The 20,617-nt window shown below is 66.3% G+C and carries 22 protein-coding genes, 1 tRNA gene and 1 pseudogene; 9 read left to right on the top strand and 15 right to left on the bottom strand.

Features of this window, described 5'->3' with window-relative positions:
* Positions 1-9: 9 nt before the first annotated feature.
* From LRS08_RS10870 to LRS08_RS10860, 3 genes are all read left to right on the top strand, one after another.
* Positions 10-999: a dipeptide epimerase gene (locus LRS08_RS10870; RefSeq protein WP_257843674.1), complete on the top strand. Its 990-nt coding sequence runs from the start codon at positions 10-12 to the stop codon at positions 997-999.
* Entirely contained in the window at positions 996-2,618 is a 1,623-nt protein-coding gene (locus LRS08_RS10865) for an amidohydrolase family protein (RefSeq protein ID WP_257843675.1), read from the top strand. The genes LRS08_RS10870 and LRS08_RS10865 overlap by 4 nt, the downstream gene beginning before the upstream one ends.
* 100 nt (positions 2,619-2,718) lie before the next feature.
* Positions 2,719-3,390 (top strand): helix-turn-helix domain-containing protein, encoded by a 672-nt coding sequence (locus LRS08_RS10860; protein ID WP_257843676.1) that lies wholly within the window; start codon positions 2,719-2,721, stop codon positions 3,388-3,390.
* A gap of 56 nt (positions 3,391-3,446) precedes the next feature.
* Here the strand turns inward: LRS08_RS10860 and LRS08_RS10855 are convergent, their stop codons facing one another.
* From LRS08_RS10855 to LRS08_RS10815, 9 genes are all read right to left on the bottom strand, one after another.
* Positions 3,447-3,782 (bottom strand): hypothetical protein, encoded by a 336-nt coding sequence (locus LRS08_RS10855; RefSeq protein ID WP_257843677.1) that lies wholly within the window; start codon positions 3,780-3,782, stop codon positions 3,447-3,449.
* Positions 3,783-3,997: 215 nt separating this feature from the next.
* On the bottom strand, positions 3,998-5,188 hold the full coding sequence (locus LRS08_RS10850) for a dipeptidase (RefSeq protein ID WP_257843678.1): 1,191 nt from the start codon (positions 5,186-5,188) through the stop codon (positions 3,998-4,000).
* Positions 5,185-6,768 carry a serine hydrolase gene (locus tag LRS08_RS10845; RefSeq protein WP_257843679.1) on the bottom strand — a complete coding sequence of 528 codons (1,584 nt, stop codon included), beginning with the start codon at positions 6,766-6,768 and terminating at the stop codon, positions 5,185-5,187. The genes LRS08_RS10850 and LRS08_RS10845 overlap by 4 nt, the downstream gene beginning before the upstream one ends.
* Positions 6,765-7,880 carry a hypothetical protein gene (locus tag LRS08_RS10840; protein WP_260480711.1) on the bottom strand — a complete coding sequence of 372 codons (1,116 nt, stop codon included), beginning with the start codon at positions 7,878-7,880 and terminating at the stop codon, positions 6,765-6,767. The genes LRS08_RS10845 and LRS08_RS10840 overlap by 4 nt, the downstream gene beginning before the upstream one ends.
* Positions 7,877-8,923: a DUF1611 domain-containing protein gene (locus tag LRS08_RS10835; RefSeq protein ID WP_257843681.1), complete on the bottom strand. Its 1,047-nt coding sequence runs from the start codon at positions 8,921-8,923 to the stop codon at positions 7,877-7,879. The genes LRS08_RS10840 and LRS08_RS10835 overlap by 4 nt, the downstream gene beginning before the upstream one ends.
* An 11-nt stretch (positions 8,924-8,934) precedes the next feature.
* Positions 8,935-11,118, bottom strand: a complete 2,184-nt coding sequence (locus LRS08_RS10830) for a TonB-dependent receptor (RefSeq protein WP_260480710.1) — start codon at positions 11,116-11,118, stop codon at positions 8,935-8,937.
* A 151-nt stretch (positions 11,119-11,269) separates the two neighbouring features.
* A complete protein-coding gene (locus tag LRS08_RS10825; RefSeq protein WP_257843683.1) occupies positions 11,270-13,255 on the bottom strand; it encodes a serine hydrolase domain-containing protein in 1,986 nt (661 codons plus the stop codon).
* 130 nt (positions 13,256-13,385) lie between these two features.
* Positions 13,386-13,640: a hypothetical protein gene (locus tag LRS08_RS10820; protein ID WP_257843684.1), complete on the bottom strand. Its 255-nt coding sequence runs from the start codon at positions 13,638-13,640 to the stop codon at positions 13,386-13,388.
* Between the two features lies 1 nt (position 13,641).
* A complete protein-coding gene (locus LRS08_RS10815; RefSeq protein ID WP_260480709.1) occupies positions 13,642-14,700 on the bottom strand; it encodes a Glu/Leu/Phe/Val family dehydrogenase in 1,059 nt (352 codons plus the stop codon).
* A 128-nt stretch (positions 14,701-14,828) separates the two neighbouring features.
* Here LRS08_RS10815 and LRS08_RS10810 point away from each other — a divergent pair, with 128 nt between their 5' ends.
* Positions 14,829-15,293 carry an Lrp/AsnC family transcriptional regulator gene (locus LRS08_RS10810; RefSeq protein WP_260480708.1) on the top strand — a complete coding sequence of 155 codons (465 nt, stop codon included), beginning with the start codon at positions 14,829-14,831 and terminating at the stop codon, positions 15,291-15,293.
* Between the two features lie 3 nt (positions 15,294-15,296).
* On the opposite strand, the gene LRS08_RS10805 is transcribed toward LRS08_RS10810, so the two are convergent.
* Complete coding sequence (locus LRS08_RS10805; RefSeq protein WP_257843685.1) at positions 15,297-15,635, bottom strand: hypothetical protein; 339 nt, start codon at positions 15,633-15,635, stop codon at positions 15,297-15,299.
* A 50-nt stretch (positions 15,636-15,685) separates the two neighbouring features.
* Between LRS08_RS10805 and LRS08_RS10800 the strand changes: the two genes are divergently transcribed.
* On the top strand, positions 15,686-16,042 hold the full coding sequence (locus LRS08_RS10800) for a hypothetical protein (RefSeq protein ID WP_257843686.1): 357 nt from the start codon (positions 15,686-15,688) through the stop codon (positions 16,040-16,042).
* A gap of 59 nt (positions 16,043-16,101) precedes the next feature.
* Here LRS08_RS10800 and LRS08_RS10795 read toward each other — a convergent pair.
* The 5 genes from LRS08_RS10795 to infA form a co-directional block, all read right to left on the bottom strand.
* Positions 16,102-16,177, bottom strand: a tRNA-Phe gene (locus tag LRS08_RS10795).
* Positions 16,178-16,195: 18 nt separating this feature from the next.
* Positions 16,196-16,378: a DNA gyrase inhibitor YacG gene (locus LRS08_RS10790; RefSeq protein WP_257843687.1), complete on the bottom strand. Its 183-nt coding sequence runs from the start codon at positions 16,376-16,378 to the stop codon at positions 16,196-16,198.
* Complete coding sequence (locus LRS08_RS10785) at positions 16,375-17,313, bottom strand: ribonuclease (protein ID WP_260480707.1); 939 nt, start codon at positions 17,311-17,313, stop codon at positions 16,375-16,377. Before LRS08_RS10785 ends, LRS08_RS10790 begins: the two co-directional genes overlap by 4 nt.
* Positions 17,306-17,875 (bottom strand): Maf family protein, encoded by a 570-nt coding sequence (locus tag LRS08_RS10780; RefSeq protein WP_257843689.1) that lies wholly within the window; start codon positions 17,873-17,875, stop codon positions 17,306-17,308. Before LRS08_RS10780 ends, LRS08_RS10785 begins: the two co-directional genes overlap by 8 nt.
* 10 nt (positions 17,876-17,885) lie before the next feature.
* Positions 17,886-18,104, bottom strand: a complete 219-nt coding sequence (gene infA, locus LRS08_RS10775; RefSeq protein WP_033923152.1) for a translation initiation factor IF-1 — start codon at positions 18,102-18,104, stop codon at positions 17,886-17,888.
* Between the two features lie 153 nt (positions 18,105-18,257).
* Between infA and LRS08_RS10770 the strand changes: the two are divergent.
* The 4 genes and pseudogenes from LRS08_RS10770 to LRS08_RS10755 all read left to right on the top strand — a co-directional run bounded on the left by LRS08_RS10770 (position 18,258) and on the right by LRS08_RS10755 (position 20,510).
* A pseudogene (locus LRS08_RS10770) lies at positions 18,258-18,831 on the top strand (NifU family protein).
* Positions 18,831-19,424, top strand: coding sequence for a malonic semialdehyde reductase (locus LRS08_RS10765; protein ID WP_257843691.1), 594 nt, complete (start codon positions 18,831-18,833; stop codon positions 19,422-19,424). The pseudogene LRS08_RS10770 and the gene LRS08_RS10765 overlap by 1 nt, the downstream one beginning before the upstream one ends.
* Positions 19,417-20,037 (top strand): tRNA (adenosine(37)-N6)-threonylcarbamoyltransferase complex dimerization subunit type 1 TsaB, encoded by a 621-nt coding sequence (tsaB, locus tag LRS08_RS10760; protein WP_260480706.1) that lies wholly within the window; start codon positions 19,417-19,419, stop codon positions 20,035-20,037. Before LRS08_RS10765 ends, tsaB begins: the two co-directional genes overlap by 8 nt.
* Entirely contained in the window at positions 20,034-20,510 is a 477-nt protein-coding gene (locus LRS08_RS10755; RefSeq protein WP_257843692.1) for a GNAT family N-acetyltransferase, read from the top strand. The genes tsaB and LRS08_RS10755 overlap by 4 nt, the downstream gene beginning before the upstream one ends.
* Positions 20,511-20,617 lie beyond the last annotated feature (107 nt).

The raw sequence follows: 20,617 nt of genomic DNA, 5'->3' as shown, positions 1-20,617 counted from the left end.
GGGGACTCCATGAAGCTTACCGTCGCGCGCGAGAGCCTGCCGCTCAACGCCCCGTTCCGCATTTCGGGCCATGTGTTCGAGACGTCGGACATCGTCGTCGTCACGCTGGAGGATGACGGCGCGCGGGGTCGCGGCGAGGCGGCGGGGGTCTATTATCTGGGCGATGACGTCGATCACATGCTCGCGGCGATCGAGACCGCGCGGCCGGGGATCGAGGCCGGGATCAACCGGCTGGCGCTGCGCGAGCTGATGCCGGCGGGCGGTGCGCGCAACGCGGTCGACGCGGCATTGTGGGAGCTGGAGGCCGACCGCGCGGGCGTGCCGGTGTGGCAAGTCGCCGGGATCGACGCACCGCATCCGGTGGTCACCACCTTCACGCTTGGCGCGGATGACCCCGAAGCCATGGCAGCGGCAGCGCGCGGCTGGGCCGATGCGCGCGCGATCAAGGTCAAGCTGACCGGCGACGACGATCTCGACGCCGCCCGCGTGCGCGCGATCCGCGCGGCGCGGCCCGATGTGTGGCTCGGCGTCGACGCCAATCAGGGCTATACGATCGACCGGCTCGACGCATTGGTCGCGGTGCTGGTGGAGGCGAATGTCGACCTGCTCGAACAGCCGCTCAAGCGCGGGCGTGAGGCGGACCTGGACGGCTATACCTCCCCGATCCCGCTCGCGGGCGACGAGAGCATCCTGACGCTCGCCGATGTCGCGAGCGCGCGCGGCAGGTTTGACGTGATCAACATCAAGCTCGACAAATGCGGCGGGCTGACCGAGGCGCTGAGGATCGCCGATCTGGCCGAGGAGCTGGGGCTGGGCGTGATGGTCGGCAACATGGTCGGCACCAGCCTGTCGATGGCCCCGGCCTTCATTCTCGCGCAGCGCTGCAACATCGTCGATCTCGACGGCCCGACGTTCCTGAAGCAGGATCGCACCCCGTCGATCGTCTATCGCGACGGCAAAGTCAGTTGTGACGACAGTGTCTGGGGACCCAAAACATGATCCGATCGCTCGCCCTGCTCGCCGTGCCTTTGCTGATCGGGGCCACCGCCCCGGCCGATCCAATGTTCGACATCGTGATCCGGGGCGGGCGCGTGCTCGACGGGGCGGGCAATCCCTGGGTCAGCGGGGACGTGGCGATCAAGGACGGCAAGATCGTCGCGATCGGCACCGTCACCGGCACCGGCAAGCAGGAGGTCGATGCGCGCGGCCGCTATGTCGCGCCCGGGTTCATCGACATGCTCGACCACAGCCAGCGCGCGCTGCTCAACGACGGGTCGGCGGTCAACAAATTGCGCATGGGCGTGACCACGCTGATCGCGGGCGAGGGCGGCACCGCGGTCCCGGCAGGCGAACTGACCAGCTATTTCGACCAGCTGGAGCGCCAGGGCATCGCGGTCAATTTCGGCACCTATTACGGCGCGGTGCAGGCGCGGGTGAAGGTGATGGGCGACGCCGCCGGCACCCCGACCGAGGACCAGCTGAAAGCGATGGAGGCCGAAGTCCGCACTGCGATGCGTGCGGGCGTGTTCGGCATCTCGACGGCGCTGATCTATCACCCCGCATCCTTCCAGTCGGAAAGCGACCTCGCCCGGCTGGCGGCGATCCCGGGCAAATGCGGCGGATTTTACGCCACCCATATGCGCGACGAGAGCGACAAGCTGCTGACCGCGATCGACGAGGCGGTGAGCATCGGCGAGCGCAGCGGAGCGAAGGTCGAGATATTCCACATCAAGGCCGCCTATGCACCACTGTGGGGCAAATTGATGCCGCAGGCGATCGCGCGGATCGAGGCTGCGCGCAGCCGCGGGGTCGATGTCGGCGCGAACATCTATCCCTATCGCGCGGGCGGCACGGGACTCGACGTCACCGTCCCCACCCATGTCTTCGCCAAGGGGCGCGAGGCGGCGCACGCCGCGCTGCGCGACCCGGCAGTGCGCTCGAAGATCAAGAAGGAGCTGGCGGCGGGGTCGCAGCCCGACTGGTCGAACCTGGTCCATGCCTCGGGCGGGTGGACGAACGTCGTCCTCGCCAATGCGCAGAACGAGAAGTACGCCCGGTTCCACGGCAAGAGTTTCGCGGAGATCGGCAAGGCGCTGGGCAAGGATCCCGCCGACGCCGCGTGGGACATCTGGCTCGACGCACTGCCCGCACGCGCCACCGCGCTCTATTTCATGATGGACGAGGCCGACATCGCGCTGGCGATGAAGCAGCCCTGGGTCAGCGTCGGCACCGATGCCGGCGCGACGGATTCGACCGTCGATCCCGAGAAACAGGGACGCCCGCATCCGCGCGCCAACGGCACTTTCCCACGCATCATCGCCGAATATGTGAAGGCGCGGAAGGTGCTGACCCTGCCCGACGCGGTGCGCAAGATGAGCGGATGGCCCGCGCATCGGCTGGGCCTGTCCGACCGCGGACTGCTGCGTCCGGGCATGCGCGCAGATGTGGTGGTGTTCGACCTCGACACGATCAAGGACGGTGCGACGTTCGACGCGCCGACCACCCCGCCCACGGGGATCGACACGGTGATCGTCAACGGCGCGCTGGCGCTCGACAAGGGTCAGCCGACCGGCGCGCGCGCAGGGCGCGTGCTGCGCCATCCGTGCCCGGGGATTTAGGTCCGCAACGGGATTGTCTGGCGGCAAGACGCTGCTATCACCAAAGGGTGCCGATCGGGACGGACTGTCCTGATCGGAAACTTTGAGGTGATCGCGCTCTATGTCTGATGCCCCCACTCTTGGCAGTTTCCTGCGCCGCCTGCGCGGTCAGGAGGGCTGGACGCTCAAGCAGATGAGCGAGCGGACCGGGATTCCCGTATCGACCCTGTCGAAGATCGAGCACAACCGCCTGACGCTGAGCTATGACAAATTGCTGCAGCTCGCGCAGAAGCTGGGGCTGCGCATGTCGGAGCTGTTCGCCGAAAGCAGCGAGCCCGCCGATCCGCAGCAGCAGCCGGTGACCGCGCGCCGCAGCGTCGGCAAGCTCGACCGCGCGGTGCGGGTCGAGACCGCGAATTACGACTATTTCTACATGAATACCGAACTCCGTCGGAAGCGGATGATCCCGATCGTCACCAGGATCCGCGCGCGCACCGTCGAGGAGTTCGGCGAGCTGGTCCGCCATTCGGGCGAGGAATTCATCTACGTCCTGCAGGGCGCGGTCGAGGTGCATACCGAATTCTACGACCCCGTGGTGCTGCACGAGGGGGAGTCGATCTACATCGATTCGAACATGGGCCACGCCTATATCGCCGCCGAGGGCTGTGCCGAGGCGACCGTGCTGGGCGTGTGTTCGAGCGCCGAGGAGCGGCTGATGGAATCGCTGATGACCCTGCAGGGGCAGGAAGTGGTCGAAGCGGGGGGGCAGCGGCGGTCGAAGTCGGCGTTGTAGGGCCGCACACCGCGACGGTGCCGTTCGGATGACGGCTAGTGAGTGGGAAACTGCCATCAAGCGACAAGTATGTCGTCCAGTTCGATTGAAGTTTCGCCATCCACATTCATCACTGTCAGGCGAAGCTCCAAATCAGACCGCCCACCCTCACTTTGGCTCCACAGCGGCGCTCGGACTGACCATTCCTGCCCGACCTCATTGCCGACCGCTATGACGTCCCAATCAGCAAACGGGGGCGCTGAAAGCGCTCGTCCATGCTCGGAAATTGCGCGTGAAAGGTCTTCTGCCGAACAGCGCGATCGACTGACTTCCGCCAAGGCGCTTCGATAGTCGCCCGTCGAAACTGCAACGATGATCCGGCGGATTGTAGTTTCGACATCAGCGGACAGCATGGTCCAGGGAATGCAGTTTTGCGCCCCCTGCCGTCAGCGCCCGCAATGGGGTCGGAAGCCAACCGGCAGCTGATTGACCCTCAACCCTCCCTCGTCACCCCGGCCTTGTGCCGGGGTCCACCGAGAGGCGAGGCGCGACGCAAGAAGCTTGAGCGCGGGAAGTGCGGCGCAGTGGACCCCGGCACAAGGCCGGGGTGACCAACGGAGTTTGCCCCTCAGCCCTCCGCCTTCGCCTGTGCCTCCGCGACGATGCGCAGGATATTCCCGCCCCACATCTTCGCCAGATCCTCGTCCGAATAGCCCGCCGCCTTGAGCCGCGCGGTGACCAAAGGCAGCGCCGAGATATCCTCGAACCCCTTGACCCCGCCGCCGCCGTCCCAGTCGCCGCTGAAGCAGACATGGTCGGGTCCGGCGACTTTCACGACGTACAGCACCATCGCCATGTACTTCTCGAAATCGGCGTCCCACAGCGGCTGGGTCTTGTCGAGTTCGCGCCACTTGCGCACCAGCTCCGCCTGTTCCGCGGGTGTGAGGGTCGCGATCTTTTCATATTGCGCGAACAATGCGCCGCGCTCACCGGCCAGGTTGATCTCCGACAGGAAGATCGTGCTGATGCAGATCGCCCCGCCCTTTGCCGCCAGCGCGCGGAGGCGGGTGTCGTCGAGGTTGCGGGGGTGGTCATAGGCGGCCCGCCCGCTCGAATGCGACAGGATGATCGGCGCGCGCGAGGCCGCGAGCATCTGGTCGAATGCCGCATCGGAGGAATGGCTGGCGTCGATCACCATGCCCAGCCGGTTCATCTCCGCCACCCATTGGCGACCGAGTGGGCTCAACCCGTTCCAGCGCGGCTTGTCGCCCGAGCTGTCGGCGAACTGGTTGTTCTTGCCGTGCACCGGTCCGGCCATGCGCACGCCGCGCTTGTGGAACTCGGCCAGCAGCGTCAGGTCCTCGCCCAGCGCATAGCTGTTTTCCATGCTCTTGAACGCGATCAGCTTGCCCGCAGCGTTGTAGCGGCGCGCTTCTTCGGCGGTGGTCGCAGGCAGGATGCGGTCACGGAACTGCGCGAGGGTGGTGTCGATCGCGTCGGATCGCCCGCGCGCAAAGGCGAGCGCATCGGCATAGCCCTTGGCCGTCAGCGGCCCCTGATCGGTGTAGATGACGAAGAAGCCGCCATCGAGCGCGCCTTCTTCCATCCGCCCCATATCGACCTGCGCAATGTCTGTCGCGGGGTCGTGCCTGTCGCCAAAACTCCACCCGGGACGTCCGAAATGAAGCGGCGTGTCGAGATGGGTGTCGAGAACCAGCAGGCGCTTGTGCAGCGCCGCAGTGTCTTCGGCGGGTTTCTCGGGCGTCGCGGCGGTGCAGGCGCCGAGCAGTAGCAGGGCGAGCGTCGAGAAACGCTTCACTTGCCCGCTCCCACCGGACGCAGGTCCAGATCCTGGTAATTGTAGCTGAAGTCGGCGATCGGGCTTTCGGCCTTCATCGACACGCGCGCGACCTTGCCATCGGCGTCGAGCGCGAAGGTGACATAGGCGGGCTCGAGCGACTTGTCGTCGAAGCGGGTGACGAAGCTGTCATACTGCCAGTGAACCAGCTTCCCCTTCATCGCCGGGGTAGTCGTGAAGTCGATGGTCAGCCCGCCATCCGCGCCCTTGCCCACCACGACATCGCCATACCAGGCGTCGCGATAGGTGCCGACATAGCGGTCCAGCGCCAGCGACGGCCCGACCTTGGCGGGTGCAGCGCGGGTGGTCGACAGCGCCGCCTTCGCCCCGGTGATGCGTTGTTCGATGAAGCTGTTGAAGCGCGTCGGCCAATCCTGATCTGGCACGCCCAGATAATGGTCGACCAATGTATGGATCACCCCGCGCAGCAGCGCCGTCTCCTCGGCATTGACCACCCCGGCGATGCCGACCTCCTGATCCGGGAGCAGGATGACATAGGCGATCGCGCCGAATACCGCGCCACCATGCGCGATCACGCGGACACCGCGATAGTCGGTGACGCTCCAACCGAGCGCGTAAGAGCTGAAATTGGGGGTCAGCGGCGCGAGCTGGCCGGGCATCGGTGAGATCGGCTGGAGCGTCACCCCCTTCCACATCTCCGCCGACTGCGCCGCGCTGAACAGGCGCCCGCCACCGGGCAGCGCGCCCTTGGCCAACTGGATCTGGAGCCAGCGCGCGAGATCCTTGGCACTGAGCGCGAGGCCGCCCGCCGGGAGCGCCGCGCGGCCAAGCTCCGCCGCACGCTCGTCGAGCATCGACACGGGGCCATCGCCGCGCACTGCGCCGCCGATCCGAGCGTGCGGATGCGCGCGATTGGGGTTGGCGAGGCGGCTTTCGTAATTCGCCGTCGCGCTGGTCATCCCGCCCGCGGCGAACACGTCCTGCGCCATGAAGTCTTCCCAGCTCTTGCCGCTGACTTCCTCGATCAGCTGCCCGGCGACCGAATAGAGGATATTGTCATAGGCATAGCCCGATCGGAAGCTGCGCGCGGGCTGGATATAGGCGAGGCGCTTCACCGTCTCCTTGCGCGACAGCTTGCCGCGCGGGACGTAGAGCAGGTCGCCCGCACCGAGCCCCAGCCCGCTGCGATGGACCAGCAGGTCGCGGATCGTGATCTCGCGCGTGACCCACGGATCGGCCATGCGGAACCAGGGCATGTGGTCGATCACGCGGTCGTCCCATTTGATCTTGCCGCGATCGACGAGGATGGCGAGCGCGGCGGCGGTCATTGCCTTGCCGGTCGATCCGGTCTGGAAAATCGTGTCGGCATCGACCTTTTGCGTGCCGCCGAGCTTGGTCGTGCCCCAGCCCTGCGCCAGTTCGACCTTGCCCTTGTGCACCACCGCGATGGCGATGCCGGGCGCGCCGCTTTTCGCGCGGAGCGTCTCGACCTTCTCGGCGAACCCCTTGGGCAGGTCGGCGGCGGCGGGGAGCGCGGTGGCGAGCAGCAGCGCGGGAAGCGCGATCAGGGCGCGGATCATGCAACAGTCTCCACTTCGGGCCGCGCGCGCAGGATGCGCACGACGCCCAGGGTCATCACGGGAAGGACGAAGACGGCGAGCATCGCGAAGGCGAGCATGCGATAGCCACTGCCGATCAGGTCGATCAGGCCGATCGCGGTGGCGACGAACACGCAGCCAAGCAGCAAGGCGAGCGCGATGCCGGCGCGCGGCCCGCTGCCGAGCGGCACGCCACGCCTTGTCTGCCAGACGCCGGACACGCGCTCATTGACCGCGTGGATGATGCCGACCCCGGTTTCGAGCAAGGCGGCGAAGATCATCGCCTGGAACGCGATCGTGAACACCGGAATATTCATCTGTCCCAGCAGAAAAGCGGACGGAAGGGTTTCGTCGCCGATCGCAGGGTAGAAGGCGATCATGCACAGGAAAAAACCAAACGCCGGCAGCATCGCCAGCGGCCCGGCGATCGATCCGGCGATCACGGCATCGCGGCGGCTGGTGAAATGCGCGGTGAGCGGCAGCACTGCGGCGGCGGCGATCAGGTTATAGCCGGCATAGGCGATGCCCCCCATCACCCAGCCCGTCGTCGGGGTCGGCGTGGCGAGGTTCGCACCGATGCGGTCGCCGAACAGCCACAGGCCGAGGATCAGGAACAGCGCATAGACGATGTAGAGCAGGGTCGAAGCATATTTGAACAGACGCTCGACCGATGCGGTGCCCATGCCGGTCACCACAGCGATTGTCACGGTGAGGAGCAACGTGCCGAGGATCGCGGGTGCGCCAAAGCTCGCCCCGATCTCCCCCGCCGCCGCCCCGACCACCGCGAGGATCAGCACCAGGAGCAGGACATAGACGATCTCGAACGCGATCCAGCCGGGGCCGAGCAGTTTCTGGAAGAAGCTGCGATAGTCATAGCTGCGCGTCAGATGCGCGAAAGCGAAGGTCGCGGCGCACACCGCGCTCCAGATCAGCATCGCGAGGATCATCGCCATCAACCCGCCTTGCGGCCCACTGGGGATGAAGAATTCAGCCAGCTCGCGCCCGGTGGCATAGCCGCCCCCGATCACCACCCCCTTGAAGGCGAGGCCGGGGAGCAGGAAGCGCTGGAACAGCGTCGGTTGGGTCATCGTCATGCGCCCTTCAGGCAATTGTCGACCAGCGCGTCGAATGCGGCACCGCCGCGGATTGGATCGGCGACGGGCAGGCCCAGCCGCGCGCTTTCGGCGGCCATCAGCGCCTCGGCCTCGTCGGCGTCAAGCGCAGCGGTGTTGTACGAATATCCGCCGCAACGGATAGCGGGATTGGTGCGGCGCCCGAGCGCGATGGCGAGGCTCGCTATCTCCTCGACGCTGACCACGCCATAGCCTGCCGTGCCAAGCATCGCAGTGCGCCCCGGCTCATGGCACACCACGAACACATCGGGCTGGCTGCCATGGAGCAGACCGAGCGACACGGCGGCATAGGCGGGGTGCGCCAGCGACCCCTGCCCCTCGATCACGTCCCAATGATCGGGCGCGGCGTCGGGCGACAGGATCTCAGCCGCACCCGCCTCGAAATCCGAGACGACCGCGTCCATCGGGATGCCGCTGCCCGCGATCATGATCCCGGTCTGCCCCGTCGCGCGGAAATCGGTCGGCACGCCGCGTGTCGCAAAGGCGCGGGCGAGCGCCAGTGCGGTGTATTTCTTGCCCAAGGCGCAATCGGTGCCGACGGTCAGCAGGCGCTTGCCGCTACGCTTCCGCCCGGTCGCGACCGGGATGTCGGCGGGCGGCACGCGCACATCGTGCAGCGTCCGCCCCAGCCGCTGCGCCGTGGCCGCGATCTCGGGCAGATCGGCAAGGCGCATATGCATCCCCGCGATCAGATCGAGTCCCGCCTCCAGCGCCTCGACCAATGACGCGCGCCAGGCGAGCGGGATGATCCCGCCCTGATTGGCGACCCCGATCACCATCGCCCGCGCGCCCTGTGCCCGCGCCTGAGCCGGCGTCATTTGCGGGAGCCCGGTCGACACGGTCGCGTCGGTCAGCCGCAGCTCCCCCACGCATTTGTCCGCCGCCCAGTCGCGCAACCCCAGCGCGGTCTTGGCAAAGCCGCGCTCGACCGTATCCCCCAGAAAGAGCAGATAGGGCTGAGGCAGCGTCGCGTCCGACGACGGCGCGTTGAACGGAGCGTTCATGCCCGGCGCGATCAGAAGGACAGGTCGATGGCCAGGCCCAACGTGCGGGGTTGCAGCGGCACGGTCGACAGGAAGCCGGGATTGGTGGTTGCGACGTTGCTGGTGATCCGCCCCTCGGAATCGGTGAGGTTGCGGGCATAGGCACGCAATGTCCATTTGTCGTTGAAGGTGACGGCTGCGTTGAGGTCGAGCGCAGCATAGCCGTCGATCGGCACCGCCAGCGCCGAACTCTCGACCGCAGAGATACGATCCCCGACGATGCGCACCGAACCGCCCAGCCGGGCCTCAGCCGAACTGCCGACCGCAAAGCTATAGTCCGCAGTCATCGCCGCCGCGATCTTCGGCACGCTCGGCAACTGGTCGCCATCGGTACAGGCAGCCGTCGTCTCGGTGCATTTGGCGTCGGTATAGGCAAAGTTCGCGCCGACATTCAGGCCCGTGATCGGCGTGATGGACAGCGATGCCTCGACGCCCTGACTGCGCGCGGTGCCGGCGTTGACCAATCCATTGATGCCGGCGGCAAAGGCGGCTGCGGTCTGCAGGTCGGTCCAGTCGAGCATGAACACGGCCGCATCGAGGCTGACTGCACGGTCGAGGAAGCTGGCCTTCACGCCGACTTCATAGCTCGTCACTTTCTCGGCATCGACGGTGGCGGGGAAGCCCGGCAGCGCGACGTTCGGCCCGCCCGGCTTATAGCCGCTGGCGACGCGGGCATAGATCATCGAGTTGCGGCTCAGATTGATCTGGGGGCTGACGCTGTAGGTGACGATCTCTTCCGACGATTCGCCGTCGCCGCTGGCGTTGAGGCCGAGCAGCGGGATTGCGGTCGACTGGGTGAAGGTCTGGTCGTTGCGCGCCCAGCGCAGTCCGCCGGTCAAATGGAACTTCTCGCTGATCTTCCAGGTCGCGTTCCCGAAGACGGCATATTCCTTGTACGTGTTGGGCAGGCCGACGATCGCGAACGGATCGAAGCCGGGGATCGGCGTGCCGCTGGCGTCGAGCGCGCGGACCACCTGGCTGTGGGTGTTGTCCTCATCGGTGTAGAAGAAGCCGACCATCCATTCGAGGCTGGTGCTCGGCGCTGAGGTCAGGCGCAGCTCCTCGGTCCATTTCTTCTGTTCCAGCGTCGCCGGATAGGGCGCGAAGCCGCCGAAGATACCGCCGAACACGCGGCTCGCGTCGGTCACCTCGAGAATCTCGAGCTTGCTGTAGGAGGTGGTCGAGCTCAGCTCGGCAAAGCCCAGATCATAGCCGATCGTGGCCGAGTAGAATTGAAAGTCGCTGGTGAAGGGTTCGGCCAGCTGGGTGTTGGTGCTGAAGAACGACCTGCCCGGCGCGATCGGCGTATTGCCCATGCCTTCGTAGACGATGCTGACATTGTCGGAGTCGACCGACTGCCACACGCCGCTCAGCTTGATGGTGAGCGCGGGATCCGGCCGCCACAGCAACGCCACCCGGCCGCCCTGCTGGACCGCGTCGTTGACGTCCTCCTCACCGGTCTGGATGTTGTCGACATAACCCGGCGTCTCGCGGCGCGCATAGCTGGCGCTGACCGCGAGCTGATCGGGCACGAGCGGCACATTGACCATGGCGTTCCCCGCCCAGCCAACTCCGTCACCATGCGCCACGGTAAAGACTTCAGCGCCGCCACGGACAGTGAGATTGTTCAGATCCGGCTGGACGGTCACATATTTGAGCAGCCCGCCGATCGAGCTGGCGCCGTACAGTGTCCCCTGCGGCCCGCGCAGCACCTCCAGCCGCTCGATATCATAGGGCATCAGGTCGAGCGTGAAGACCTGTGAGCGGTTGTAGATGCCGCTCGATCCGATCGGGGCATCGTCCAGGTACATACCGACCGTGGCGCTGGGGCCGATCGGTGCGACGCCGCGCAGCGACAGGGTGGAGCGGCCGGGGGAGCCGGCATTGTCGACCTGAAGCCCGGGGATCGACGCGGCATAGTCGGAGAGCTGCGACGCGCCACTCTGCTGCATCGCCGCGCCACTGACCACGGTGATCGAGATCGGAACGTCCTGGACGCGCTCGCTGCGCTTTTGCGCGGTCACGACGACCTCGTCGCGATCGACGGTGACGCCGGTGCCGTCATCCTGTGCGAGCGCCGATGCCGGGAGCATCAGCGCGGCGGCAGCCGTCGAGAGGGACAGGACGATACGGGTCGAGTTGATATGCCGTGTCATGTGAGTCTCCCTGAGCCCGCCTGTCGCACGGGTCCAATCCGGCGCGCGGTATTTCTGATTGGGATAGTGTTGTCTCAAATGGACAATTGTCAATCGTGATTTGGCGCGATCCGGGCGCGGCGGCGTGCCGCGCCCGGATCGCCGGAGCCGATCAGTAGCCGGTGCCGAAACTCACCAGCTTGAACACCAACGCCACCCACAGAAGGACGAAGGCGCCGAGCACCAGCAGTACCGACCAGAGCTTGGAGAACCAGCCGCGACGCCCCTTGAACGCAAGCCAGGCGTTCCACACCGAGGCAGCGAGCAGGCCCAGATAGGCGAGCGTGCCCACCGCCTGCAGCGTCAGGATCAGCCAGTCATTCTTGCCATGGCCTTCGAAATTCTCGATTCCGGTGACCACGACCAGCCAGCCGACCAGCACCAGCACGACCAGCCAGGCAAGCCCGCGCACGGCACGGAAGGCCGTGCGCGACGGGCCGGTCAGTGCAAGCTGCGCCCCGTACCGCTTGCGCGCGATCCAGCCGATCGGCCAGCCGAGTGCGGTAATCAGGATGACGGCGAGCGCGAACAGCAGGGCCGGGATCAGCCACGCGCCCGTCGCATACCAGGGAGTACGATCCCACACCATGAAGGGCGAGACCATGCCGAAGGTCCAGCGGACGATCTTTCCGTCGCGGACTTCGGCGACGAGGCGCTCCTTGCCATAGGCATCCTGCCACACGAACGGTTCGACCTCGATCCACTTGCGCGGCGCGCCGCCGAGCGAGGGGATGCCGGAAACCAGCGGGCGACCATCCTCGTCGAGCCCGATCTTTTGCTCACCGAGCAGATAGACGAAGGATGCGAAGCTCGATGCGACACGACGGCTGTTGGTCCAGCTGCCGACGAGCATCTTGGCATGTTCCTTCGCGGTCGCCAGCTCGACCGGCGGCTTTGCGTCGGCGGCAGGGAGGTAGCGATCGGCAAAGCCGTCGACCAAAGCGCCGCGCACCGCGCCGGGCGCGCCGCCCTTGCCCTGGCTGTTGACCGAGACATAGATGCCGACCTTCTCCGCCGGGAAAATCTTCAGGTCGGTGTGGAAATAGACGGTGTCGCCGCCATGGCCGAGCGCACGGCGACCATTGATCCAGTTTTCGTAGAAGCCGAGCGCCATCTGGTTGCCGCCCTTGACGCTCAGATTCTGCGCGGTGAGCATCTCTGCGGTGGTCGCGGGCTTGAGCAGCGGGCCGCCGTCGTTGAGGAACGCCAGCATGAACTTGCCCATGTCCGCACCGCTCGCCGACATCGCGCCGGCGGGCGCCATGCCGATCAGTTCGAACCGCTGCGCCTTGCCCGCACCCGATTCATAACCCTGCGACATGAACGGCTTGAGCCGGGCGGGGAGCGGCTGACGGAAGCTGGCATATTGCATGCCGAGGCGTCCGAAGATGTTGCGCTCGACATAATCGTCGAACGTCTGACCCGACACGCGCTCGACGACGTAGCCGGCCAGCGCCGTCGCATAGTTGGAGTAGGCCGGCGTGGTGCCGGGGGCGTAGATGCGCTCGGGAATCCGCTCCTTCAGGATGTCGCCCAGGGGTTTCAGCTGGATATCGAACGCCAGCAGACCCTTGATGATCTCCTCGAACCCCGCCGTATGCGTCATCACCTGGCGCATCGTGATCGGCTTGCCGTCATAGGCGGGAATCGTGAAATCGAGGTACTTGTTGATGTCCGCGTCAAGGTCGATCTTGCCCGCCTCGACCTGCTGCATCACCGCGGTCCAGGTGAACAGCTTCGAGGTCGAACCGGGGCGGAACAGCGTCTTGTCGGGATCGACCGGCGCGCGCTTGGCGACATCGGAATAGCCAAAGCCGCGCTGCGTCAGCACCGCGCCGTCCTTGACCACCACGACCACCGCGCCGGCGATATCGCCGCGCGCGAGCGCATAGGGCATATATCCGTCGAGCCAGGTGTCGACATCGGTCTTGGTCAGCCGGTCCAGCCCGACCGGGGTGGTGGGCGATGCGGTCTCACCGACCGGAACCTCGGTCGGTTTAGGCACCAATGGCGCCTGCTGGGTTGAAGCCGGTATCGCGACGGTCAGCGCGAGTACCGCCGCTACCGCCAGTTTGACCTTATGCGTCCATACGCGCATCGCGTTTCCCTTCCCCGTAACGTCGCGACCCTTCCCGTGCAGCCAATGGCGCGACGCGGGTGAATCGTCCTGATCTGGCGATGATGATCCTATTTAGAGAATTGTCAAATCGGATCGCGAGATATCGGAGTCAGCCGAACCGAAGCCGCACGGTGCGCACGCTGACGATTGCGCGCATCTTGTGTCCGATGATCTCGGCGCGGTGCGCGTCGATCCCGGCAATGGTGATCGCGGCGCGATAGCCGCGCGGGCGTGCCTCGACCGATAGAGCGTCGACCATCCGGTCCTGTTGCGCGAACAGCCCGAGCAGGCGGCACAGCAATTGCGGGCAGCGCGCAGCGGTCACGACAAAGGTCGCGGTGCCCATCGACTCGCTGAAGGACATGTCAGGCGGCGAGCCCCGGCTGGCGAGGCGCGCGGGCGATGGCCGCGCGGGCGAGGCGATCGGCGGCAGCATGCGGCGCGATCCGTTCGGCGGCTGCATGGTCGAGCACCGCAGCCAGCCGCTCGCCAGTCGCCTCGACCCGCGCGCGGGCTTCATCGACGCCCCAGCCGAGATGTTCGGCGGCGACGTTGATGATCCCGCCCGCGTTGACGACATAATCGGGCGCATACAGGATGCCGCGCGCGAGCAGCGCATCGCCCTGTGCCGGGCTTGCCAGCTGGTTGTTCGCCGCGCCGCATACCACTGCGGCCTGAATCCGCTCCACTGCGACCGCGTCGAGCACGCCGCCGAGCGCGCAGGGGGCGAACACCTCGGCCTTTGCGGAGACCAGTTCCTCCGACGCCACCACGCTCGCGCCAAAGCGCCGCGCGGCCTCCGCCGCCACTTCGGCACGCGGTTCGGCGACGACCAGCCGTGCGCCCGCGTCGTGGAGTTGTTCGCACAGCGCGAAGCCGACATGGCCCAGCCCCTGCACCGCGACGGTCACGTCCGACAGCGACGCACCCAGATGGCGCTGCACTGCAACCTCCATCGACCGCAGCACGCCGAGCGCGGTCCAGGGCGACGGATCGCCCCCCGCCGCTCCGACGCGCGCTGGAAGGCCCGCGACATGGCGCGTGCTATCGGCGACGCACTGCATATCCGAGACGCTCGTCCCGACATCCTCGGCGGTCACATAGCGCCCGCCCAGCGATGCGACCGCACGCCCGAATGCGCGGAACAATGCGGTGCGATCGAACGGCCCGTCGGGCATCCGCACCACCGCCTTGCCCCCGCCCAGCGGCAGCCCGGCCAGCGCATTCTTGTAGCTCATCCCCTCCGCCAACCGCAGCGCGTCGGTCACTGCGTCGGCATCGCTGGCGTAGCGGTGGAACCGGCACCCGCCCGCCGCCGGGCCGAGCGCGGTCGAATGGATCACGATCACCCCCGACAGGCCCGATTGCGGGTCGTCGAGGCGCAGCACCTCTTCGGGCGGAACGGGGGCGGAGAATTCGGGCATAGCGGGTCACCTTGATCGCGAAGCCCCGATCGTAACGGCTGACACCGGAATTTTCTGACCTATTTGTTCGCGTTTTGGCGAGAATTGGCTAAACTCTGACCGCATATCGCCGCAATCTAGGTCAATTCATGCCCGAACCACTCGACTCGCACGATCGCCGCATTCTCCGCGTGCTCCAGGAGGATGCCTCGCTCTCGACTGCGGCGGTGGCCGAAGCGGTCGGCCTGTCGCCCTCCCCCTGCTGGCGGCGGATCGACCGGTTGGAGCGCGAGGGCTATATCAAGCGGCGCGTCGCCCTGCTCGACCGGCGCAAGATCGGGCTGCGCGCGCAGGTCTTCGCTCTGGTGAAACTCAACGCGCATGGCCGCGCCAATCTCGACGAATTCGCCGCGTCGATTCACGAGCTGCCCGAAGTGCTCGAATGCTATGTGTTGATGGGGACGGTCGATTTCATGCTGCGCGTGGTCGCGGCGGATATCGAGGCCTATGAGCAATTCTTCTTCGAAAAACTCTCGCGCCTGCCCGGGGTGCAGGAAATCAACTCGACGGTCGCGCTGTCGGAGATCAAGTCGACCACGGCGCTGCCGGTATAGCTTTCACCGCTGCTTCTTGGCGATGGTCGCGGTGAAATCGGGATCCTTGTTGGCAACCCAATCGACGAACTTGCGGACATTCGGATTGTCGAGCAGCCCCGCGACTTCCATCCCGTGGCGCTGCAGTTCGGAATTGGTGAAGTTGGCGATCACCGTCTGCTGACAGATCGAATGCATCGGCACGACGTCGCGGCCGCCACGGCTCTTGGGTACGGGATGGTGCCAGACGATTGTCTTGCCGGTCGGGCGGCCGCACAGCCAGCAGAGCACCGGCGCAGGTGGCGCCTCGTCCTCCGGTGGAAGGTGATCATAGGGATCGTGTTTTGAACGCCTGCGGGCCATAGCGCGATGCCGCTATCATGAAGTTGCCGCGAAACGAACTGGAACCTGCCATGACGACCCCATCCAAGCCCTGGGACGCGGCGCTGGTCCGCACCTGGCTCGAACGCCGCCTCGTGGCATCGCGGCTGGATCAGGCGGCGGCGGATCGGCGCGGCTATGACTATCGCGACGACTATGATCAGGCCGCTGCAGAGGAATATGCGTGCCGCGCGCTGGCCGACGCCCCGGTCGACGATCAGGTGGCGTTCGCCAAACGCATCAAGGATCTGATCGCTCAGGACGAGTATCGCGCGACCGGCCTGTACGACGACGCCCGGTTCGAGCGGCATGTACGCGCCTGGTTCAGGAAGGTGGCGAAAATGACCAAGGCGAATGAGGGGTTCGACAAGACGCTGCGCCGCCAGTGAGGCGGTGCCGCACGTGTTTCACGCCTGGCTGAAACATACACTCGACAATGTCTGGAAAGTGGTGCCCGGAGACGGATTCGAACCGCCGACACTGCGATTTTCAGTCGCATGCTCTACCAACTGAGCTATCCGGGCACGGATGAAGGCGCGCTCTTAGTCGCGGGGTTGGCCGCTGTCCAGCCCGCTTTGCAATTCTTCCGGATCGGCGGCGCGGCCGGGGATGCGATAGCCTTCGCCCAGCCATTGCAGCAGGTCGCGATCCTTGCAGCCGCGGCTGCAGAACGGCTTGAACTCGGGCGTCGGCTTGGCGCCGCAGATCGGGCAATCGGTCTTCATGTTGCTTCCACAAAACGCGTATGTCCGCCGGTGCGGCGGTGGAGTTGCGCGGTCCAGTCGGGCTCACGCTCGATCCGGCGCAGCAGCGCTGCGGGCAGGATATGGGTATCCGGCGCGGGCGGGGGAAGGCGTTCGAGGCGGCGCAATTCGGCCCGCAGCGCTGCGCCGACCGGGTCGGCGGCGATCAGCTCGGGCAGCGACATGCGCGTCTTGCGCCGGACGATCTGAAGGAAGCCGAAACCGTTCATCGCAGTCCGCTCGAACGGCTGGGGCAAGGCGGCGTCGATTGCCTCGCCGACCGCGTTGCGCTCATTCTTGTTGGCGAGCGTCGGGAAATCGACCCCGACCGACCCGGCAATGTCGAGCCGCTCCATCGCTGCGGCAACCGCATGCGCGGCGTCGATCGACAGCGGTCCCAACGGCGGGCCGCCATCGACATCGAACAGGTTCATCGCCGGGGTGAGCGAGAGCAGCAGCGCGCCGCTGGCGAAGCGAATCTCGCCGGCGCGCGCTTCCTCCAGCACTTCGGACCAGCCCGCTTCCTCCAGCGCATCCGCTTCATGCGGCCGGCAATGGCGGACGGGAATGCCACTCGCGGTGATGCGCGCGAGCAAATCGGGGCCGGGCGCAGGCGTGGCATCGGGCGCGGGTACCGCCTTGGGCAGCTTGATCCGTCCGCGCTCGGCGACGGCTTCGCGGACGATGCGCACCGGGAAGGACACGCCCTGCGTCACCCCCTTGGGCAGCGGGTCGCACAGCGCCTCACCGCGATCTGCCAGCATCACCTTGCCGGTGCCGCGGTCGATCAGCTTGGCGATGGCGACCGTGTCGGCGCGGAGGCCCGGCAGCTCGATCCGCGCCTTGCGGATGGTGCCGCGTGCGACGAGCGCAGCGCGGTTCTCGCCGATCCCTGCTTCGTAGAGCCACTCAGCCAAGATCGTATCCGGCAGTCTCCAGCAAGGCGCGGGTGTCGTAGAGCGGCAGCCCGACCACGCCCGAATGGGTGCCGGAGATAAAGCGCACGAACGCTTCTGCGCGACCCTGAATGGCGTAGCCCCCCGCCTTGCCCAGCCCCTCGCCGCACGCGATGTAACGATCGATCTCGGCTTCGCTCAGCCGCTTGAACGCGACGACCGTGTCGGACAGGCGCACGCGGGCACGCCCGTCACGGCCGATCAGGCACACCGCCGACAGGCAATGATGGCGGCGTCCGGAGAGCTTGGCCAACAGGTCGCGCTGCACATCCTCGGTCTCGGCAGGCGGCAGGATGCGGCGACCGAGCGCGATGGTGGTGTCGCCCGCCAGGACAATCTCATCGTCAGCCCGGTCCACCGCGCGCGCCTTGGCCTCCGCCAGCCGCAGCGCATAGGTACGCGGCAACTCGGCCTTCAACGGGTTCTCGTCGATATCGGGAGCCGCCACGCGATCCGGCACGACGCCGATCCGCGCCAGCAGATCGCGGCGGCGCGGGGAGGTGGAGGCAAGCACGAGCCGCATGACGCGGCCCTTATTTGAAGCGATAGGTGATGCGGCCCTTGGTCAGGTCATAGGGCGTCAGTTCGACGAGCACCTCGTCACCGACCAGCACGCGGATGCGGTTCTTGCGCATCTTGCCGGCGGTATGGCCGAGAATCTCGTGATCATTCTCAAGCTTCACACGGAACATCGCGTTGGGGAGAAGCTCCACAACACGGCCGCGCATTTCAAGCAGTTCTTCCTTGGCCAAACAAACCTCTTGGTACGGATCAGAAAAAGTCGCGGTGCCTTACTCCGACTGCACGCAAAAGGGAAGCGCGCCGATCATGCGCCGATGGCGCGGCAACAAATGGTTTCCCGCTGTTCGCTTGATGCGGCGCGCGTTCGTCGCCAAATGGGGGCCATGCTGATCGAAACCGAATTGACGCCCAACCCGGCGACGCTCAAATTCCTGCCCGGCCGCTCCGTGATGGACAGCGGCACGCGCGACTTTGCCACGCCCGAGGAAGCAGAGGTGTCGCCGCTGGCCGATGCGCTGTTCCGATTGGGTGATGTCACCGGCGTATTCTTCGGCCGCGACTTCATCTCGGTAACCGCCGCGCCGGGGGTCGACTGGTCCGGCCTGAAGCCCGATGTGCTCGGCATATTGCTCGACCATTTCAGCGCCGACATGCCATTGTTCCGCCAGGGCAGCGCCGGCTTCAGCGTCCCCCCCGCCCGAAGCCGACTTCACCGACGATCCCGAGGATGCCGACATCGTCGCGCAGATCAAGGATCTGATCGAGACGCGCGTGCGCCCCGCCGTCGCCAATGATGGCGGCGATATCGTCTATCGCGGCTTCGACAAGGGCAAGGTCTATCTGCAGATGCAGGGTGCCTGCGCCGGATGCCCCTCATCGAGTGCGACACTCAAGAACGGGATCGAACAATTGCTCAAATATTATGTACCCGAAGTCACCGAAGTGCGGGCCGTCTGATGGGAACGCCGCTCGACGACGCCGCGCTCGACACGCTGTTCCGCACCGCGCGCACCTATAATGGCTATCTGCCGGGTGAAGTGACCCAGGCGGATATCGAGGCGATCTACGATCTGGTGAAGATGGGGCCGACCTCGGCCAACCAGCAGCCGGCGCGCTTCGTCTGGTGCCTGTCGCAGGCATCGAAGGACAAGCTGGCCGAATGCGCGACCGGGACCAACCCCGACAAGATCCGCAAGGCACCCGCTGCGGTGGTGATCGGCATGGATCTCGACTTCCATGAGGAACTGCCCTGGCTGTTCCCGCATACCGACGCCAAGAGCTGGTTCGTCGGGCCGCAGGAAAAGCGCCGCGACAGCGCGTTCCGCAACGGGTCGCTGCAGGGCGCCTATTTCATCATGGCGGCGCGCGCACTGGGCTGGGACACCGGGCCGATGTCGGGGTTCGACGCGGCAAAGGTCGAGGCGGCATTCCTCGCCGACCAGCCGTCGGTGCGCGTCAATTTCATCTCGACCTTCGGCAAGGGCGATCCCGCGACCATCTTCGGCCGCTCGCCGCGCCCCGAATTCGGGAAGTTCAACAAGATTGCCTAGGCTTCTCGTCATCGAGACGGCGACCGCCGCCTGTTCGGTCGCCCTGATTGACGGCGACACGCTGGTCGCCGAAAATCACGCGGAAGTCGGACGCGGCCATGCCGAGCGGCTGGTGCCGATGATCGCCGAGTTGCCCGATGGCGGCCGCGCCGGAGCGATCCTGGTCGATTGCGGGCCGGGCAGCTTTACCGGAATCCGCGTCGGCATCGCCGCTGCGCGCGGGCTGTCATTTGGTTGGGGCATCACGGCGCAGGGCTTTTCCTCGCTGCCGCTGGTTGCCGCCGGCGCGTTTGCTGCCGATCCGGGTATCGCGGAGGTGGCGGTCGTGCTCGAAGGCGGGCATGGTGAGGTGTTCATGGCCGCCTATGACCGCCAGCTCGCGCAGATCGCGCCCTTTGCGTCGCTGAAGCCCGAAGCCGCGCGCGCGCAATTGGCCGGGCGGGTCGCGGTCGGCAACGGCGTGCGCCACCTCGCCGTGCTCGACCCCGCACTCGATCTGCGCGAGGCATTGCCCCGCGCCGCCGACGCCCGACTGCTCCCCGCCGCCCTCTGCGCATTGCCGCCGCGCCCGATCTATGGTCGCGCGCCGGACGCCAAACCGATCGCGGCATGAGCACCGCGCCCTGGCCGATCGAGATCGTTCGCGGCGACGCCGCCGATTTGCGCGCGGTGAACGCGATCATGGGCGAGGCGTTCGAACCTCGCTATGGCGAGGCATGGACGCCCAGCCAGTGCCTGGGGATGCTGGCGCTGCCCGGCGCGTGGCTGACATTGGCCCGTGTCGACGAGCGGGTCGCGGGATTCGCGCTCGCCCGCGCGGTGCTCGACGAATCCGAACTGCTGTTGCTGGCGACCTGCCCCACATTGCGCCGTCGCGGGATCGGCGGGGTTCTGCTGCGGTCGGTGATCGCCGATGCACGGATTCGCGGCGCGACGATGATGCATCTGGAAGTCCGCGCGAACAACGACGCGGTTGCGCTCTATCAGGGCGAAGGATTCCGGAAGATAGGTGAACGTCGCGATTACTATCGCGGAAATGACGGCAAGCTGTTCGACGCGCACACATTTTCCAAAATGCTCGACTGATCCCACCCGAAATCGGACAGAATGACTTGCAAAGGTCGCGTCATGGCGTGATAGCTCAATTGACGGCCCGTAAATCTTATCGCCGCCGCGTTATGTGAAAGGACGAA

Source organism: Sphingomonas sp. J315, assembly GCF_024666595.1.
Lineage (GTDB): Bacteria > Pseudomonadota > Alphaproteobacteria > Sphingomonadales > Sphingomonadaceae > Sphingomonas.
This window is presented reverse-complemented; position numbering and strand designations above follow the sequence as displayed.

Excerpts from the sequence above, each read along its gene's own strand:
- LRS08_RS10830 (WP_260480710.1), bottom strand. The coding sequence starts at position 11,118 with ATGACACGGCATATCAACTCGACCCGTATCGTCCTGTCCCTCTCGACG.
- LRS08_RS10840 (WP_260480711.1), bottom strand. The coding sequence starts at position 7,880 with ATGACGATGACCCAACCGACGCTGTTCCAGCGCTTCCTGCTCCCCGGC.
- LRS08_RS10765 (WP_257843691.1), top strand. The coding sequence starts at position 18,831 with ATGGGAACGCCGCTCGACGACGCCGCGCTCGACACGCTGTTCCGCACC.
- LRS08_RS10805 (WP_257843685.1), bottom strand. The coding sequence starts at position 15,635 with ATGGCCCGCAGGCGTTCAAAACACGATCCCTATGATCACCTTCCACCG.
- LRS08_RS10835 (WP_257843681.1), bottom strand. The coding sequence starts at position 8,923 with ATGAACGCTCCGTTCAACGCGCCGTCGTCGGACGCGACGCTGCCTCAG.
- LRS08_RS10825 (WP_257843683.1), bottom strand. The coding sequence starts at position 13,255 with ATGCGCGTATGGACGCATAAGGTCAAACTGGCGGTAGCGGCGGTACTC.
- LRS08_RS10800 (WP_257843686.1), top strand. The coding sequence starts at position 15,686 with ATGACGACCCCATCCAAGCCCTGGGACGCGGCGCTGGTCCGCACCTGG.
- LRS08_RS10780 (WP_257843689.1), bottom strand. The coding sequence starts at position 17,875 with ATGCGGCTCGTGCTTGCCTCCACCTCCCCGCGCCGCCGCGATCTGCTG.
- LRS08_RS10860 (WP_257843676.1), top strand. The coding sequence starts at position 2,719 with ATGTCTGATGCCCCCACTCTTGGCAGTTTCCTGCGCCGCCTGCGCGGT.
- LRS08_RS10820 (WP_257843684.1), bottom strand. The coding sequence starts at position 13,640 with ATGTCCTTCAGCGAGTCGATGGGCACCGCGACCTTTGTCGTGACCGCT.
- LRS08_RS10845 (WP_257843679.1), bottom strand. The coding sequence starts at position 6,768 with ATGATCCGCGCCCTGATCGCGCTTCCCGCGCTGCTGCTCGCCACCGCG.
- LRS08_RS10755 (WP_257843692.1), top strand. The coding sequence starts at position 20,034 with ATGAGCACCGCGCCCTGGCCGATCGAGATCGTTCGCGGCGACGCCGCC.
- LRS08_RS10870 (WP_257843674.1), top strand. The coding sequence starts at position 10 with ATGAAGCTTACCGTCGCGCGCGAGAGCCTGCCGCTCAACGCCCCGTTC.
- LRS08_RS10815 (WP_260480709.1), bottom strand. The coding sequence starts at position 14,700 with ATGCCCGAATTCTCCGCCCCCGTTCCGCCCGAAGAGGTGCTGCGCCTC.
- LRS08_RS10790 (WP_257843687.1), bottom strand. The coding sequence starts at position 16,378 with ATGAAGACCGATTGCCCGATCTGCGGCGCCAAGCCGACGCCCGAGTTC.
- LRS08_RS10855 (WP_257843677.1), bottom strand. The coding sequence starts at position 3,782 with ATGCTGTCCGCTGATGTCGAAACTACAATCCGCCGGATCATCGTTGCA.
- LRS08_RS10810 (WP_260480708.1), top strand. The coding sequence starts at position 14,829 with ATGCCCGAACCACTCGACTCGCACGATCGCCGCATTCTCCGCGTGCTC.
- LRS08_RS10865 (WP_257843675.1), top strand. The coding sequence starts at position 996 with ATGATCCGATCGCTCGCCCTGCTCGCCGTGCCTTTGCTGATCGGGGCC.